The sequence below is a fragment of the Candidatus Manganitrophus noduliformans genome (genome assembly GCF_012184425.1).
GTDB classification, from domain to species: domain Bacteria; phylum Nitrospirota; class Nitrospiria; order SBBL01; family Manganitrophaceae; genus Manganitrophus; species Manganitrophus noduliformans.
In genome coordinates, this window is the sequence record NZ_VTOW01000001.1 from 1,434,169 (window position 1) to 1,449,384 (window position 15,216).

The window sequence follows — 15,216 nt, forward strand, 5'->3', positions numbered from 1 at the left end:
GTTAGGTTCATTCCGTTTTTTCACGGCAGAAGATTTTTCTGCCCGAATCGATCCGGCGGGTCTGGAAAGAGGACCTCCGCCGCCTGGATCAGGAGCGACTCGTATTTTTCGGCGTCGAACCCCCATGACCCGTCGATGAATCCGAGCGCCCGGGCGCGGTCCGATTTCACGCGCGATTTGGCGTCGGTGATCACATACGAAATGCTCTGTCCGGGGGAGAGACGCACCCCGCGGCCGGCGAGCTCTTTGGCGACGATCGCCGTGAGGCTGTCTTTTTGGTATTCCGAGGGGGACTTCGAGAGGGTCTTGGCGATCGCCAACTCCCAGAAGGAGACCCGCCTCGCTTTGAGCCGCTCCCGATAGGCCTCCCGAATCGCTTCGATCTCGGGGAGGAGCGCCTCGTACGCTTCCCGATTTTTCGCCTGAGAGAGGATCTCGATCATCTCGGTCTGGGCGGCCCGGATGAACGGCGGGGTGTCGCCGCGGCGGGCTTCGATCCCCCGCAGCTTGACCTCGCCGTTTTGGAAGACGCCGAGATAGCGGTTGGGGACCCCGATCTCCGGATCGGACTTTGACGGCGGAAAGAGGACCCAGCGATAGACCCCCTCAAAGGCGATCGGGATCTCGCATGCCTTCGAGATCCGCTCGGCCAGCGCTTCATAGTCGGCCTCCGTCGTTCCCGATTTTTTGATCCAGAGGGAGTCGACGATCGCATGGATCATCTCGAACCCCTCCGCTTCGACGATTTCCTTCGCCTGAAGTAGCTTCTCCCGGGCATAGGCGGTGATCGCCTCGTGGGCTTCGATCTTCCCGAACCGGGCGTTCTTGTATCCTTGATAGCCGAAGGTGGTGACCATGCCCCACTTGAGCGCCGACTGCCGCGCGTCATACCGCCCCTTCCACTCCGGATCGGTCGCGGTTTTTTTGAGCCGCTTGTATTCGGCGCGCTTGGCCAAGAAGGGCTCCAGGAAGCGGGGAATCAATCCGCGGCGCTTTGTGCAGAGATGGTGGCCGATCTCCGGAACGAGATTGTGGGGGCAGCAAGGGCAGTTGATCGTCTCGGGGGAAATGTTGTAACGGGCCATCGTCGCGGGGTACATCGAGGCGAAGTCGAGCTCCGCGACCGCTTCGTGAAAGCCGAGCTTGGGGGCGTAGGTCAGCCCTCCTTTGTCGGTCAGCAATAGCTGGTCGGCGCTCTTGAACGCCTCGCTCTCCTGCTTTCGCCAGGGGATCAGAATCCCGTCCTCAAATGCCAGCGCCATCTGCATCGAGGTGATTCCGGTGCCGGTGGTGGTCCGCGCCATCTGCTGGACCGGGATCCGCGAGAGGCGGGCGAACTCAAAGAGCCCTTCGAGCTCGGTCTGATCGACCAAGAAAGAGTTATGCAGATCGATGTGCCAGCGGCCGAGGAGCAGGTGCGCTTGCGCCTGGTGGACGACTTGGCCGTAGGTGAAGTAGGAGCGCTCGCGCCGGGTGACCACCCCCGTATCGGGCTCTCGGTTGAGCAGAAGGGGGAAGCGCTTCTTTTTGGCCATCGCCATTAGCTGGGGGAGGAGATACGGATCGCCCCATTCGGAGAGAATCAGGTCGGGATCGTGCCGCAGCAGCAGCCGGTCGAACCGGTCGATCAGCCCCGCTTCGTCGTCCGCTTCCAAGCAGGAGGTCCGCCCGTCGATCGTGACCTCCAGCCGCCGGGGACCGGTGTGATCGGGGCGGAGGCTTCCCCCTTCCATCCGAAGGATCAGGGTCGTCAAGGGGGGGGTGGTGTAATCGGTCCGCCAGATCGAATCGAGTAAGCCGACCGTTTGAATGGTCCCGGAGGGATCGACCTCCACCTCGCAAAAGGCGAGCGGGAAGCGCTTGCGCTCGAAGAAATAGAGCTGCGGGAGGGAGAGATCGCAGTTGTAGAGCGAGATTCCGCTCCCTTCCGGTTTGACGGCGGCGGAGGCGCACCAGCGGACCACCTTCGTAAAGTGGATTGGATTGAAAAGTTTTACCCGTGTGACCGGGATCGTCTTCCCCGAGTAGAACTCAATCCCCACGGCGCGGGTGACCTCCATCGGCAGGTTCAAGCGCGAGAGAAAGGTCAGAAGCGGGCGGACAGAGGCGGGAGGGCCGCCGATGTAGAAAGCGGGGGAGAAGGGATCGAGCAGCCGGTGCTTTCTCCCTTGCGCGTCGATGATCCAGACCCGCATCCCGCCGTCGACCGCGTAGACATCAAAGATCCAGCCGGTGATCTTCATCGACCCTCCTTTGTCTTCGACGAAGGGAGAGGAGGCCTCTGGCTTTCGTCGAATGTGCCCTTTCTATTCAGAAATACTTCCAGGTGGGAGACCCGCGCTTCGAGCAGCGCATTTTTTTTGTACGACTCGATCAACATCGCCACGATCATCGCTTCAAACGGCGAGCTCTTCGAAGCGTAGCTGCCGGAAGCGACATGGTATTTCGCCGCGCGAAAAAGCGCGTCGAAATATTGCTGGTCCTCCTTGCGCAACGCCCGGTGAAACGACTGCCAAGCGCTCCGTTCCTGCTCGATCAACTGCGTGAAGGTGGAGAGGGTGCGGCCCATCAACACCCCCCGGTTCGTTGCGGCGGACGTTTTCCAATAGCGAGCGTTTCTTCGCGGATGAGGATCGATTGCGCATCGGTGCGGACGGAGAAGAGCCGGTCCGACGCGTTGCGCACCATTGAAAGGAGCGACGCCGACTTGTGCGAAGGCGGGGGAGGGGAGGTCAGCACCACGATCCAGGTTCCTTCCCGGGCCTGTCGCGCCAGGGTTGATACGGCGTGTGAGAGGAGCGTTTTTCTCTCGGTGAAAGAGACCGCTTCATCATAAAAGGTGGCGAGCGGCTCCGCCAGCAGCACCAGGCGGGGACGGTGCCGCGCGATTCCAATGCCGAGCTGCCGGGTGATGAGGGAGGTCATCTGATGGCAGGTGGCGGCGCGGGAGATAAAAATCGACGAGAGAAAAAGGCGCGGATCGTGTCCGATCCGCTTCGCCAGATGTGTGATCGGATAAGGGTTAAAGCAGTTGTCCCCATCGAGAAAGAGGACCCGCTCCGACTGGGCCAACCGCCAGCCGATCATTTCCGAAGCGAGCGGCCGGAGCGCGGCATCGCCGCAAAAAAAGATCACCCCGCCCGGCATGCCGGAGATCAGGGAGACCGGCGGTCCGGAGAAGAGGGGGGCGTCGATTTTGTAGGTCGTGTCCACAAGCGTGCTCCTCTTCTACGGTCAAACGACCGGCCGAATGAGACTGACGACCTTCCCGAGAATTTGAAAGGAGGCGTCTTTCTCGGTAATGACGATCGGATCAAAGTCAGTGTTCTCGGGCTGGAGGATCAGGTTTTTCTTTTTCTTGATCAGCCGCTTCACCGTCGCTTCCCCTTCGACCATCGCGACGACGATCTCGCCGGAATCGGCATCGGCCTGCCGCTTGACCAGGACCAGATCCCCATCCAAGATTCCCGCGTCGCGCATGCTCTCCCCTTTGACCTTCAGAAGAAACGCTTCCCTTCCTCGAACGAGCGAAGGATCGACCGTCAGATGTCCGAGTAAATTCTCCTCGGCCAGAATCGGCTGCCCGGCGGCGACCCGTCCCAAGATTGGGATCGCCCGGCCGGCGCTCTTTGATTGGACGGCCCTCGCTGTCTGCGATTGCGAGATCACTTCCAGCGCCCGGGCTCCTTGGCCTTTTCGCAGGTGTCCTTTGCGAATCAGCGCGGCGACATGCTTGAAAGCGCCCCGCGTCCCCACCATCCCGAAGTGGCCTGCGATTTCACGCAAGGAAGGGGGGTAGCCTTTCTGCTCCACCGTTTGCTGGATGAAGGTGAGGATTTCTTGTTGCCGTGCCGTGATGGTATCCATATGAATACCATTCTAGCCGAAGGGATTGGAAAGTGTCAAGCGGAAATTCCGGGGGGGGGTATTGAAACGCGTCTGGACGATATTGCAGCCGCGGCAAGAAACGTAAGGAGTGCAGGGCTGGGAAAGGAACGCAGCACCTTCTATGGGCAGATTGAGGCGGTGATGGGTCGTACGAGGAAATTGAGTCTCTCTGGAAACGGCGCGACCACGACCCTAAAAAGAATTAAATCTTATTGACAACATGATTGGAGTCGTGATAATCCTAAAAATGTTTTTTAGATCGCTCAAGCGCCGTCGAGCGGTTTAAGCCGCGTTGATCATGAAGGATTTGTGATTCCCTTTGTTCAGAGCAAACCTGTCGAAAGACGGGGACGCAGAGCAACGGGGCTAAAGCTGTAAAGCCATGCCCGCCGAGCCGCCAAAGGATTTCGTTTTGGCGGCTTTTTTTTGCGCATGGGAGATTTGCAGCGATGCGAAATCTGTCAAAAAGACAAAACATTCCCCGGGCGCTTTGTCTGGTTCTCTTATTCTTTTTTTGTAAGACCTCTCCCGCTTTTGCAGGCGATGCAATCTTATCCTGGACTCCCAACACAGATTCGGATCTGGCCGGATACAAGGTCTATTACGGAACCGTCTCCGGGCGTTACGGAACACCGATCACGGTCGGCAATCAGACCGCGTACACGGTCACCGGCCTTGGGCTGGGAACCTACTACTTCGTCCTCACCGCCTATGACGTTGCAGGAAACGAGAGTGCTTTTTCGAACGAGATCAGTAAAACGTTTTTTGATACGTCTGCTCCCGTCTCCGGTAACACCCCACCGGAGGATGCTCAACCCTCGGATACGACGCCTCCGGCGGATGTTCAACATTTCTCTGCGGTTCCCGGAGACCGGGAGATCACGCTGCAATGGATCAACCCGCCGGACGTTGATTTCGCGGGGGTTCTCATCCGCTATCGGACCGATCGCTATCCGAGCGACCTGAACGACGGCGAACTTCTCGGAGATTTCACGGGAGAACCCAATCAGAGCATGAGCGTAACTCACTCAAGCCTGGAGAACGGCGTCACCTACTACTATGCCGCCGCTTCCTACGATCTCCATGAGAATCGTCAATCTACCGCCCACGCTTCCGCTTCTCCCTTTTCTTTAATCAGTCAAATCGACGACGGACAAAATCAGGCGGCCGCCGGCGGGGGAGGTTGTGTAATGCGCTTTCCGCAGGAGGAAAATCTTCCCGGCCCCGCGCAAGCGGCCGAAATACCGCTCTTGCTGGGTATTTTCCTCTTCATGTTTCTGAAAAGGAGATTCAGATGATCGTCAACCGGATGTGTATCCGGGTTTTGCTAGATGGTAGAGATGACATAGCCCCTCATGTTGTTTAATTTTCCTCCCGATTCCCCCCTACCACCAGCGTAATCTCCCCCTTCACCGTTTTCTTCCCGATCTTCTCCAATACCTCCGTCACCGTCCCCCGAATGAACTCCTCGAACATCTTGGTGATTTCCCGTGCAACGACAACGGGCCGGTCGCCAAGGATCGTCTTGATTTCTTCGAGCAGCCCGACGATCCGAAACGGCGATTCGTAGAAGATCAACGTCCGCGGATCGGGCTTGAGTTGCTCCAGGCGCCGGGCGCGAGCCCCTTTCTTTTTCGGTAAGAAACCTTCGAAGACGAATCGGTCCGGGGGAAGGCCGGAGACGGCCAGCGCCGCAAGCGCGGCGGCGGGGCCCGGGATGGGGCTGACGGGGAGGCCGGCGCGGATCGCTTCGCGAATCAAATAAAAACCGGGATCGGAGAGGGTGGGGGTGCCGGCGTCGGAGACGATGGCGATCGAAGCCCCCTCCGCCATTTTGGAGAGGAGGACCGGCGTCTTCTCTTCCTTGTTGAAGTCGTGATAGCTGGTGAGCGTCGTATGAATGTCGAAATGGGAGAGGAGCTTTTGGGTGTGGCGGGTATCTTCCGCGGCGATGATCGCGACCTCTTTCAGGATGCGGAGCGCCCGGAGGGTGATGTCTTCGAGATTGCCGATCGGGGTGCTGACGACGTAGAGCGTTCCCGACATGGAGGGTCCGAGGGTTAGGAGATCTGCTGTTCCAGCAGCAAGCAGAGGAGGTGGCCGATCATGATGTGCGATTCTTGAATCCGGGCGGTGTTCGATGAGGAAACTTTAAGACAAAGATCGGTTTGGGAGGCGAGCTTCCCCCCCTTCTCGCCGGTCAACCCGATCGTCTTCGCCCCCTTTAATTTGGCGGCGGCGATCCCTTCCAGGACGTTGGGAGAATTCCCACTGGTGCTGATGCCGATGACGACATCGGCCGGCTGGACCCACGCCTCGACCTGCCGGGAGAAAATCTTGTCGTAGCCGTAATCGTTGCCGATGGCGGTGAGGGTCGAGCTGTTCGTCGTCAAAGCGATGGCGGGGAGGGCGCGCCGTTCCCGTTCAAATCGTCCGACCAACTCCGCGGCGATGTGCTGGGCATCCCCGGCGCTTCCGCCGTTTCCGAAAAGGACAAGTTTTCCGCCGTTTCCATAAGAGGCAACGATCCAGGCCGCCGCTTGAGCGATCTCCGGGATCATGTTCCGGACGATGGCCTCTTTGACCTGGATGCTCTCCTGGATCGTCCGCCGGATGATCTCAGCCGATTGTTCAGAAATTCCCATCGCAGCACCTATTAATCATGTCTAAATGGGCTAAGCCTACACTTTTATTCGTGTGGAGTCAACGAACAACTAGACTGAAATCGATCTTTCGTCTTGTTAATTTTCGCTCTTTTTCGTATACTCTTTAGATCAATCACGGAGGAAAGTCGATGAATATTGCGGTTATCGGCTCCGGCTATGTCGGCCTTGTCACCGGGGCCTGTTTTGCGGAGTTCGGCGTCAATGTGACCTGCGTCGATAAGGAAGAAGCGAAGATCGCCGCCCTCAAAAAAGGGATCATCCCGATTTATGAGCCTGGGTTAGAAGAGCTGGTCAAGAAGAACGTGCAGAACAAGCGGCTCTCCTTCAGCACCGATACCGTTGCGGCGATCCAGGGAGCGCTGGTGATTTTTATCGCCGTCGGGACCCCCGATCGGGGCGACGGCTTCGCCGATCTCTCCTATATTGAGAAGGTCGCCGAGATGATCGCCGAACATATGAACGGCTACAAGGTGATCGTGACAAAAAGCACCGTCCCCGTTGGAACCGGCGACCGGCTTCGCTCCATTATCGGCAGCAAGCAGAAAGAGCATTTTGATTTTGATGTCGTCTCAAATCCCGAGTTTTTGCGGGAGGGATCGGCAATTGAGGATTTCCTCCGGCCCAATCGGGTGGTGATCGGCGCCAAAAGCCAGCAGGCGATCGCCATCATGCGCGATCTCTACCGTCCGCTCTATTTGATTGAAACCCCGCTGCATATTACCGATATCCCGACGGCCGAAATGATCAAGTATGCCGCGAATGCCTTCCTGGCGACGAAGATTTCTTTCATCAATGAAATCGCCAATCTCTGCGAGGGGGTGGGGGCGAACGTTCAGGACGTCGCCAAAGGAATGGGACTCGACGGCCGGATCGGCTCCAAGTTTTTACACCCCGGTCCCGGTTTCGGCGGCTCCTGTTTTCCGAAAGATGTTTCGGCGCTCGATAAGATTGCGCAGAAAAGCGGCTACGAATTCAAGATCGTCAAGGCGGTCATCGAGGTGAATCGGCAGCAACGGGAAAGAATGATCGCGAAGATCGAGAAAGAGGTCGGCAGTTTTAAGGGAAAGCAGATCGGAATCCTCGGCCTCTCCTTTAAACCGAATACGGACGACATGCGGGAGGCGCCGTCCGTCGCCATCATCCGCGCCCTTCAAGAGCGGGGGGCCAAAATCGTTGCGCACGATCCGGCCGCCATGGAAGAGTCAAAGAAGGTGCTGAAAGAGGTGACCTATGCCGCCGATCCCTATGCGGTGGCCGACGGATCGGATGCGATCATCCTGATGACCGAATGGAATCCGTTCCGGAACCTCGATTTGGATCAGATCAAGAAGAAGTTAAAATCTCCGATCTTCATTGACCTTCGAAACGTCTACGAGCCGAAAAAAATGGCCGCCCTCGGTTTCCAATACACCAGCGTGGGACGGCCGTCCTGATTAAAAGAGGGGCGTCGTTCATGGCGCCCTTCTTTCATTGACTCTGTTGTATCAATCCCCCCGGTACTGTGCGACCCCTCCAAACGTTCCAAACCATTTGTGGCCCTGGCGATCGATGGCGATCGCATACACGGCGCCGATCCCTTCTTTCTCGGTAAAATTCTTAAATTTCTTGCCGTCGAACCGGCTGACCCCGCCGTCGGTCCCAATCCATAATGTCCCCTTCGCGTCGAACTTGAGAGCATGGATGATATTTCCGGCGAGGCCGTCTTGGATCGTATAGCTCTTCCATTTCTTTCCATCGAACCGGGAGAGCCCCCCGCCGAGGGTTCCGATCCAGAGGCGATTTTGTGAATCGATGACGGAGGAGACGACGTAGTTCGGATTATATTCGAGCGGTTTGTCCCCTCCCTGGTGGTGTTGTGGAACAAACTGTAAATCCGCGACCTCCGGGGGTTTTACCCGGGCGACCTCTGCACCGACCCCTTCCTTGTTGGTCCAGCTCTTCCAACTCTTGCCGTCGAACCGGCTGACCCCCCCTTCGGTGCCGAACCAAAACGTTCCCTTCTGGTCCTGCGCCAAGGTGTAGACCCATTTATCAATCAGCCCGTCGTCGGTTGTGTATGTTTTAAAAAACTTGCCGTCGAATCGGCTGACCCCTTTCCATGTGGCGACCCACATGGTTCCTTTCGGATCGAAATGAACCCCGTAAACCCAAAGATCGCCCAGTCCTTTGCCGCTGCCGAAGCGGGTCCAGGACGCCTCTCCATACGAAGCGGTGGAGCCGCTGCCGTAGGGGGTGTAGGTCGTCCACTGTTTTCCGTCGAACTTGCTCAGGCCTCCGCCGTAGGTTCCGATCCACTTGTTTCCCTTGGGATCGATCGCGACCGTGTGGATGATGTTGGAGAGGAGTCCGTTTTTGGTCGTGTAGGACTTTTGTTCTTCACGGACCAGGTCGTATCTGAGGAGACCGTTCGAGGTTCCCACCCAGAGGACATCCCCCTCTACCGCCAGCGCCCGAACGATCGAGAAGAGGGTAAAGTGCGTCCACAATTCTTCAGGGGGAGCATGAGGGTTGGCCTGCGCATAAGCGGGACGGGGAGAAATCGGTTGGAAAGCAAAGGGAATCGAGACGAAGAGAATAAAAAGGAATACTAAGGTGGTTTTCCGACGCATCAAATGAGTCTCATGGAGAATAATACTGGAAGGTCCGATACGTTACACCGGTCGGTTCGAGCACGGTTTTGCCCGAACGCGTGATCCATTCCTCGGCCGTCTGGGAGATCCAATTGCCGACCGAATCGAATTTGTAGCTGTATTGCTTTTTGAACTTCACCGCGCCGGCCGCGTCGAAGCGGGTCTCCTCGATCACGTTTCCCTTGGCGTCATAACGGTAAACCGTCTTGAAGTCGAGTGTGCTCACGCGGACCTGTTCGTGCGGAAGGCCCTGCATCTGGACGAGGTAAAAATTCTCTTCGGTCTTTCTCCCCTCCGCGTCGTAGAGGTAGACCCATTTGAAATCTTTGGTGCTATGGACCTGATGGCGGAACTCTTCGGCGAGATTTCCGTCTTTGTCGTAGGTATAAGTCGCCTTGGAAAAGAGGACGCCGTTCACCTGGGTGCGGGTCTCTTCGACCCGGTTCTGCGCGTGGGTGTAGGTCCATTTAAAAACAGGAAACTCTTTGTAGTCGTATTCGACCCCGTCCGTCAGGTTTCCGTTATCATCATAATTGAAGACCGATTTGAAGTTAAGGGAGACGTCGTCATAGAGTTGATCCTCCTGGATCTTGTTTCCCTTCAGATCGTAGGTGTTGGAGAGCCAGGGGATGCGGGGGCTTTCGACCCATTTCCCTTCCTGATTGGCGATATTCGTCAGTTCGATGAGGACCGTCTTCACCGGCCCGATCAGGCGCTCTTGCTCTCTGTCCGTTTTCTTGCCGGCCAACGCAGGATCAATCAGGAGGGCGACCAGGGCCAAAGCGGCCAGGGAGGTTTTCATCGGTGTTTTATTGAGTGTGTCTAAATACATGGCAAGATGGACTTCTTGGGATGAGACGGAAAGGGGACCTGAAGCGAAACAGCCGTCAGGTCCCCTTCATCTCTTCTAGCTTTTTGGCTTCACGTGGCAGCGGGTGCAGTTGGCCAGAGGGAAAGCGACCCGGCCGTGGCAGCGTCCGCAGAACTCTCCGTTAACGATCTTCACCATCGAAATCGGATTGCCCCCCTTCTTCATCATGAAAATGCCGGGGTGGCAATTGGCGCAATCCAACCAGAAAGTATGTGGGAAGTGGGGAAAGATCACGTTCGGCATGGAGCCGATCGCCGGAATTTCGATATCGAACATAAAAGGAGGGGTGGGGGGTTTATTAAGATCGAGCGACTCGTGCGGCTTGATCAGATTTTCCTGAAAGGCCTTGACCCAGTCGACTTGGCCGGAGGCATCGACCGGAAAGTCCTTCAGGACCACATCTCCATTCGTATTCTCTTGATTATAAGGGGGGCCCGGTGTGGGAAGTTTGGTCGGGTCTTCAAATTTCGGAAGAGCGGTTGCAGGATGCGGGGCCACCAGCGAAGGTTGTGATGCAAGATCTTTCTCTTGGGCCTGGGCCGGCGCCTGAACCGGAACCGCTTGGGCCGGCGCACCGGCGGCGGCAGGTACGGCGGGCGGATTCGCCGGTTCACTCTTGGCTTGGCGTATGCAGGCGTAGAAGGTGGTGAGGGAAAGGAGTATGAGCAAGCACCCGACAAAGAGATATCTTCTTCGTTCTTTCACCCAAGCCATGAAATCCTCCCCTAAGATTCAAAAATTCTTAATGTAAGGGCGTATTGCAATACGCCCCTGCATTGAAAAACAATATCTACTTTGGAAAGCCTTCCAGAACCCCTGTTGTCATCCCCGGTGTTCCGGAGTGGCAGCGGGCGCATTCAATCGGCTTCCACGAAATCGTTCCGTTGTGGCATTTCCCGCAGAACTGTCCATCAACGATGATCTTCTTCATATCGATATCATTCGATCCCGCCCGCATTTCAAAAATGGCGGGGTGACAGACCTTACACTTAAATTCCGCGCGATGGTACCAGTGAGGGAAAACAACCGGCGGCATCCCTCGTTTTTCCGCCTTGCTGTTCAGGACCATATCGCCGTAGTAGCCTGACACCTTGTCGCCGCCCCAGAAATATGCCAGCAAAAGGCCTAATCCGAGTATGATGCCGATCCGAACACTTTTCATCTTTCCTCCCTCTCCCATGCCGAAGTGGAATCCAACCGCTTGATTATCACACCGGTTTTCTTTTGTCAACAAATTTTATTCAAACGGTTCAACTAAGTGAAAAAGGGAAGCTTTTCATCTCGCGTTTCCGATTTTTTTCTTGACAAAAGTGTAAAAAAAACTATAGTTAGGCATTGGAAATTTATGTTCGTATCCGCGATCCGCTTTCTCTTAAAGATTTCCTTGTTGACCTCATTAAAGATTCGACCTGCCGCATGAGATGGAAACGCTTCGGGAGTCCGTCCGGGATGACGTTTAAGAGAATTCAAATTTTCATCTTGTTGGGAATCGTCGGCTTCATCCTATTTCTTTCCGCTTCCGCCAAAGGCGGCTCCATCATCCGATCCCGGCATGATCTCTCCGCGCTGAACTGGCGCGGATATCAGAACGAGACCGGCCCGATGCAGGGAGGGACCTTCGACGACCTCCGCGAGGCATGCGTCTACTGCCATACGCCTCACAACAGCAGCAGCTACGCCCCTCTTTGGAATCGAGAGCTTCCCCAGGAGCGGGGCTATCAAATGTATTCCAGTCCCAACTTCGATTCGGCCCCGCGGAGGGCGCCCGACGGGATCTCCCTCGCCTGTCTTTCTTGCCACGACGGATCGGTGGCGGTCGATTCGGTTCTCAAGCCGCCGCAATTTCATGACATCGTCGAAACCGGCGGCGATTATCGGATGACCCTGGAGGGAGAGGAGGGGAGTGACGCCTGCTCGAAATGCCACAATCGGTCGGAAGGGGCCTACGGCGGTCTCTCCGGCGCTCATGATGCGACCGTCCGCTACTTCACGAAGGATCTGCGGGACGACCACGCCATCTCGATGGTCTTGCCGAGCGCCGATGTCGATCCGCAGTTCAATCAGCCGACGATCTTGAAGCCGGACGGGGGGCGAATGTTTGCAAACGGGGTTCAGACGTTCGCGGGGGACAAGGTCCAGTGCGCCTCCTGCCATGACATCCACAGTCCCGATGAGAAGAACCTGCAGGGGCGGGATCCCTTTTTGAGGGCCTCCAATCGAGGGAGCGCCCTCTGCTTGACCTGTCACCAGAAGTAAAACCGGGGGCCAGGGATCGGGTGTCGGGGGGGCGGAGCAAAAATAAAGCGAAGGGAACGATAAAGTGAAGAGAGTTTTACTGGTTGTTTTAGCGATGTTGATTTTGACCGGATGCGGCGGAAAGACGAAAGCGCCCGATCGGGATCTGATCTGGCCCGCTCCCCCTGAAACGCCCCGGATCAAGTTCCTCACGAGCATCGATTCTTCCGAAGATGTGGAGAAGAAAGGATGGGGGGAGCGGATCAAAGCGGCCCTCTTCGGCGACTCGGGAGGGGCCAAGCTGGTTAAGCCGTATGGCGTTTCCGCCACGCCGGACGGGCGTATTTACGTCGCCGATTCGGGCTGGAGAAAGATCCTGGTCTTCGACACGCTGCAGGGCCGCTTCTCGATGATCGGCGTCGATGGTCCGGGAGCGCTCGCCGGACCGATGGGGGTGACGGTCGACAAGGGGGGACGGGTCTACGTCACCGATACGATCCTCCGCAAATGTCTCGTCTACGATCAAGAGGGGCGATTTCTCATGTCGATCGGCGATTTAAATCGCCTGGAGCGGCCGGTCGGGGTGGCGGTCAATGATGACTTGAAGCAGGTCTACATCGCCGATACCCGGAAGCATCAGATTTTTGTTTATGATTTCGAGGGGAATTTCCTTTTTGAATTCGGAAAGCGGGGGGCGGAGGATGGCGAATTCAACTTCCCGGCGAACCTCTTTGTCGATGCCGCCGGAAAGGTCTATGTCACCGATCTGAATTTCCGGGTTCAGATCTTCGATGCCGCCGGAAAATTTCTTTCCAAGTTCGGCAATGTCGGGACCGGTTTCGGGCAATTCTCCCTTCCGAAGGGGGTCGGGGTCGACTCGCAGGGACATATTTACGTGGTCGACTCCCGCTTCAACAACGTCCAAATCTTCAGCCCGGAGGGGCAACTCCTCCTCTTCTTCGGCGAGTTCGGAAGCAGGGACGGCCAACTCTGGCTGCCGGCCGGCCTCTCGATCGACGATCAGGACCGGATCTACATCGCCGATCAGTACAATCATCGAATCAACATCTTCCAATATATCGGACCCGCTGAAAAAAATGAGAAACCGGAGGAATCTCCTTCATGACGACGCGTCGCAGCGCCTCTGATCGGCAGAGGATGGTCCTGAAACGGATCGGACGCTTCCTTCACGCGGCCAATGGCTTGCTCCCGGCAGGCTTCTCCTCACGAAGGCGGAATTTTATTTTGATCGTCCTGGCGCTGACGGGGACCGCTTTCTCTCTCCTGAATGTCTTCGCATCTGAAGATGTTCGACATACCAAGCACAATTTGGCCGTGAATCCCGATACCTTTGCCAGGGAGGGAAGCGACTTCAAAGCAGGGGAGTTGACCTCGCTTCGCGGGGCGCGAAATCCGGAGGTCCGCGGCGTGGAAGGGGACATCCGCCTGAATGAAGAGGTCTGCATCTTCTGCCACACCCCGCATGGCGCGCAGAGCAATGTCGGCGGGCTGGTCGGACATGCGCCGCTTTGGAACCGCCGCCTCTCCAATCCGATGGCTTTTACCCCTTATACCAGCCCCAATTATGACGCCCAAGATATGCTGGGGACGCCGGGCCGGCCGAAGGGGGTCTCGCTCGCCTGCCTCTCTTGCCATGACGGCGCGGTGGCGTTCGATGCCTTGATCAACAGTTCCGGATCGGGCGGCTTCTTCCCGAGCAACCGGGTCTTGACCGGGGCGGGGGGAAGCATCGGGATGACCTTTTCGGGGCCGGCGGTCGATGCAACGAACAGCTTCCGCGAGGGGCGCCGGGACGACACGTCGGGAGGATTTGTTTTCTTCGATGCGTTCGGCGGGGGCCCGAATGCCTCGTTGGGAGCCGAACCGTTCCCGAACCTGGGGCTCGATCTGCGGGATGATCATCCGGTGAGCATCGAGATTCCCCGGACCGATCCTCAGTTCCGGGAGATTCTAACGAACATCACTTCCAAAGGAGGGCGCATTCCGGGAAGCGGGAGCGTGATGTGGATCGATCGGAATCCGAACGGCGCCTTCCTGCCGTTGGACAAACGCGATCGGATTCGGGCCTATCCCTCCGATCCGGCGCGTCCCGATGCGCCGTACATCGAGTGCGCCTCCTGTCACAATCCGCATGAGGCGAGCCGTCCCGGCGGGCAGCCGGCCCTTTCGGAGCCGGTCAATCCTCAAACGGTCAACAACAATCTTTTTTTAAGGATGGCTTCGATGCCGGGGGCCAACTCACAAGACCGGAACGCCGGGAGCCTGGTCTGTTTGAGCTGTCATAAGAAGTAAGGAAAGTCGGAAGTGAGAAGAGCGGAGAGAGGAGTCGGAAGAGAGAGATCGGAAGTCAGAACAGGGAAGCTTCTAAAGCCGTTCTTCTGGATTCTGTCTTCCGGATTCTGTCTTCTTTTTCTCCCGCAGGTTTTGCTTGCGGATGACGCCGCGCCGGTCGCGGAGGTCAACCAGGTTCCGATTACGGCGGATTCGGTCGAGGAAGGGGTCCGGAATTATCTTCGCCAGATCGGCCACAAGGAACTTTCCCCTCCGAGGATGATGAGTCTACGGAGAGAGGTGCTGGGAAGGTTGATCGACGAAGAATTGATATACCAGGAAGCGCTGAAGCAGGGGGAGAAGATCGCTCCCGAGGAGATCGAAGCGGAGGTGGACCGAATCCGAAAACGGTTCTCCGCCGAGGAAGATTTCGACGCGGCGCTGGTCCGGGAGGGACTCACCCTCGAAGAGGTCAGAGAGGGGGTGCGTCGGTTCATTCTGGTTCGGAAAATGTGGAATGAAATTTCTCCGTCCGACGAGGCGGGGAAAAAGAATTGGTTGGAAGGGGTTCGGAAGAAATCAGAAATTAAAATTTATTAAATAACGGCGGTTTATTTGCCGCCGATTTGTCGAA

General features: G+C 57.0%; 16 protein-coding genes and 1 riboswitch. Of the genes, 6 read left to right on the forward strand and 10 right to left on the reverse strand.

Annotation, left to right across the window (positions count from 1 at the left end; genetic code table 11):
* Positions 1-20 precede the first annotated feature (20 nt).
* Genes MNODULE_RS07125 through lexA form a run of 4 tightly spaced genes read right to left on the reverse strand, consistent with a single transcriptional unit; the run spans position 21 to position 3,867 of the window.
* Complete coding sequence (locus MNODULE_RS07125; protein ID WP_168058744.1) at positions 21-2,243, reverse strand: DNA polymerase domain-containing protein; 2,223 nt, start codon at positions 2,241-2,243, stop codon at positions 21-23.
* Positions 2,240-2,569 carry a DUF8156 family protein gene (locus tag MNODULE_RS07130; RefSeq protein ID WP_168058745.1) on the reverse strand — a complete coding sequence of 110 codons (330 nt, stop codon included), beginning with the start codon at positions 2,567-2,569 and terminating at the stop codon, positions 2,240-2,242. The genes MNODULE_RS07125 and MNODULE_RS07130 overlap by 4 nt, the downstream gene beginning before the upstream one ends.
* Entirely contained in the window at positions 2,569-3,213 is a 645-nt protein-coding gene (locus tag MNODULE_RS07135; RefSeq protein ID WP_168058746.1) for a hypothetical protein, read from the reverse strand. Before MNODULE_RS07135 ends, MNODULE_RS07130 begins: the two co-directional genes overlap by 1 nt.
* Before the next feature lie 21 nt (positions 3,214-3,234).
* Entirely contained in the window at positions 3,235-3,867 is a 633-nt protein-coding gene (gene lexA, locus MNODULE_RS07140; protein ID WP_168058747.1) for a transcriptional repressor LexA, read from the reverse strand.
* A gap of 338 nt (positions 3,868-4,205) precedes the next feature.
* A riboswitch (cyclic di-GMP riboswitch) is annotated at positions 4,206-4,290 on the forward strand.
* A gap of 47 nt (positions 4,291-4,337) precedes the next feature.
* Between lexA and MNODULE_RS07145 the strand changes: the two genes are divergently transcribed.
* The gene (locus MNODULE_RS07145; protein ID WP_168058748.1) at positions 4,338-5,186 is read left to right on the forward strand and encodes a fibronectin type III domain-containing protein; all 849 of its coding nucleotides are present in this window, start codon (positions 4,338-4,340) and stop codon (positions 5,184-5,186) included.
* A gap of 64 nt (positions 5,187-5,250) precedes the next feature.
* On the opposite strand, the gene rsmI is transcribed toward MNODULE_RS07145, so the two are convergent.
* A complete protein-coding gene (gene rsmI / locus MNODULE_RS07150; RefSeq protein ID WP_168058749.1) occupies positions 5,251-5,934 on the reverse strand; it encodes a 16S rRNA (cytidine(1402)-2'-O)-methyltransferase in 684 nt (227 codons plus the stop codon).
* Positions 5,935-5,948: 14 nt separating this feature from the next.
* Positions 5,949-6,533, reverse strand: a complete 585-nt coding sequence (locus MNODULE_RS07155) for a D-sedoheptulose-7-phosphate isomerase (protein WP_168058750.1) — start codon at positions 6,531-6,533, stop codon at positions 5,949-5,951.
* Positions 6,534-6,682: 149 nt separating this feature from the next.
* Between MNODULE_RS07155 and MNODULE_RS07160 the strand changes: the two genes are divergently transcribed.
* Positions 6,683-7,987: a UDP-glucose dehydrogenase family protein gene (locus MNODULE_RS07160; RefSeq protein WP_168058751.1), complete on the forward strand. Its 1,305-nt coding sequence runs from the start codon at positions 6,683-6,685 to the stop codon at positions 7,985-7,987.
* Positions 7,988-8,038: 51 nt separating this feature from the next.
* On the opposite strand, the gene MNODULE_RS07165 is transcribed toward MNODULE_RS07160, so the two are convergent.
* The 4 genes from MNODULE_RS07165 to MNODULE_RS07180 form a co-directional block, all read right to left on the reverse strand.
* Positions 8,039-9,163 carry a ligand-binding sensor domain-containing protein gene (locus tag MNODULE_RS07165; protein WP_168058752.1) on the reverse strand — a complete coding sequence of 375 codons (1,125 nt, stop codon included), beginning with the start codon at positions 9,161-9,163 and terminating at the stop codon, positions 8,039-8,041.
* 10 nt (positions 9,164-9,173) lie between these two features.
* Positions 9,174-10,016: a hypothetical protein gene (locus tag MNODULE_RS07170; protein ID WP_168058753.1), complete on the reverse strand. Its 843-nt coding sequence runs from the start codon at positions 10,014-10,016 to the stop codon at positions 9,174-9,176.
* Between the two features lie 75 nt (positions 10,017-10,091).
* On the reverse strand, positions 10,092-10,769 hold the full coding sequence (locus MNODULE_RS07175) for a c(7)-type cytochrome triheme domain-containing protein (protein WP_168058754.1): 678 nt from the start codon (positions 10,767-10,769) through the stop codon (positions 10,092-10,094).
* Between the two features lie 76 nt (positions 10,770-10,845).
* Positions 10,846-11,217, reverse strand: a complete 372-nt coding sequence (locus tag MNODULE_RS07180; protein ID WP_168058755.1) for a c(7)-type cytochrome triheme domain-containing protein — start codon at positions 11,215-11,217, stop codon at positions 10,846-10,848.
* A gap of 287 nt (positions 11,218-11,504) precedes the next feature.
* Here MNODULE_RS07180 and MNODULE_RS07185 point away from each other — a divergent pair, with 287 nt between their 5' ends.
* The 4 genes from MNODULE_RS07185 (at position 11,505) to MNODULE_RS07200 (ending at position 15,182) form a co-directional block, all read left to right on the forward strand.
* Positions 11,505-12,311, forward strand: coding sequence for a cytochrome c3 family protein (locus MNODULE_RS07185; protein WP_168058756.1), 807 nt, complete (start codon positions 11,505-11,507; stop codon positions 12,309-12,311).
* 64 nt (positions 12,312-12,375) lie between these two features.
* Positions 12,376-13,416 (forward strand): NHL repeat-containing protein, encoded by a 1,041-nt coding sequence (locus tag MNODULE_RS25250; protein WP_168058757.1) that lies wholly within the window; start codon positions 12,376-12,378, stop codon positions 13,414-13,416.
* Positions 13,413-14,603, forward strand: a complete 1,191-nt coding sequence (locus tag MNODULE_RS07195) for a hypothetical protein (RefSeq protein WP_168058758.1) — start codon at positions 13,413-13,415, stop codon at positions 14,601-14,603. The genes MNODULE_RS25250 and MNODULE_RS07195 overlap by 4 nt, the downstream gene beginning before the upstream one ends.
* Before the next feature lie 12 nt (positions 14,604-14,615).
* Positions 14,616-15,182 (forward strand): SurA N-terminal domain-containing protein, encoded by a 567-nt coding sequence (locus MNODULE_RS07200; RefSeq protein ID WP_168058759.1) that lies wholly within the window; start codon positions 14,616-14,618, stop codon positions 15,180-15,182.
* The last annotated feature ends 34 nt before the right edge of the window (positions 15,183-15,216 follow it).

Coding starts and splice junctions, on each gene's coding strand:
- MNODULE_RS07125 (WP_168058744.1), bottom strand. CDS start 2,243: ATGAAGATCACCGGCTGGATCTTTGATGTCTACGCGGTCGACGGCGGG.
- MNODULE_RS07130 (WP_168058745.1), bottom strand. CDS start 2,569: ATGGGCCGCACCCTCTCCACCTTCACGCAGTTGATCGAGCAGGAACGG.
- lexA (WP_168058747.1), bottom strand. CDS start 3,867: ATGGATACCATCACGGCACGGCAACAAGAAATCCTCACCTTCATCCAG.
- MNODULE_RS07145 (WP_168058748.1), top strand. CDS start 4,338: ATGCGAAATCTGTCAAAAAGACAAAACATTCCCCGGGCGCTTTGTCTG.
- rsmI (WP_168058749.1), bottom strand. CDS start 5,934: ATGTCGGGAACGCTCTACGTCGTCAGCACCCCGATCGGCAATCTCGAA.
- MNODULE_RS07155 (WP_168058750.1), bottom strand. CDS start 6,533: ATGGGAATTTCTGAACAATCGGCTGAGATCATCCGGCGGACGATCCAG.
- MNODULE_RS07160 (WP_168058751.1), top strand. CDS start 6,683: ATGAATATTGCGGTTATCGGCTCCGGCTATGTCGGCCTTGTCACCGGG.
- MNODULE_RS07165 (WP_168058752.1), bottom strand. CDS start 9,163: ATGCGTCGGAAAACCACCTTAGTATTCCTTTTTATTCTCTTCGTCTCG.
- MNODULE_RS07170 (WP_168058753.1), bottom strand. CDS start 10,016: ATGTATTTAGACACACTCAATAAAACACCGATGAAAACCTCCCTGGCC.
- MNODULE_RS07175 (WP_168058754.1), bottom strand. CDS start 10,769: ATGGCTTGGGTGAAAGAACGAAGAAGATATCTCTTTGTCGGGTGCTTG.
- MNODULE_RS07180 (WP_168058755.1), bottom strand. CDS start 11,217: ATGAAAAGTGTTCGGATCGGCATCATACTCGGATTAGGCCTTTTGCTG.
- MNODULE_RS07185 (WP_168058756.1), top strand. CDS start 11,505: ATGACGTTTAAGAGAATTCAAATTTTCATCTTGTTGGGAATCGTCGGC.
- MNODULE_RS07195 (WP_168058758.1), top strand. CDS start 13,413: ATGACGACGCGTCGCAGCGCCTCTGATCGGCAGAGGATGGTCCTGAAA.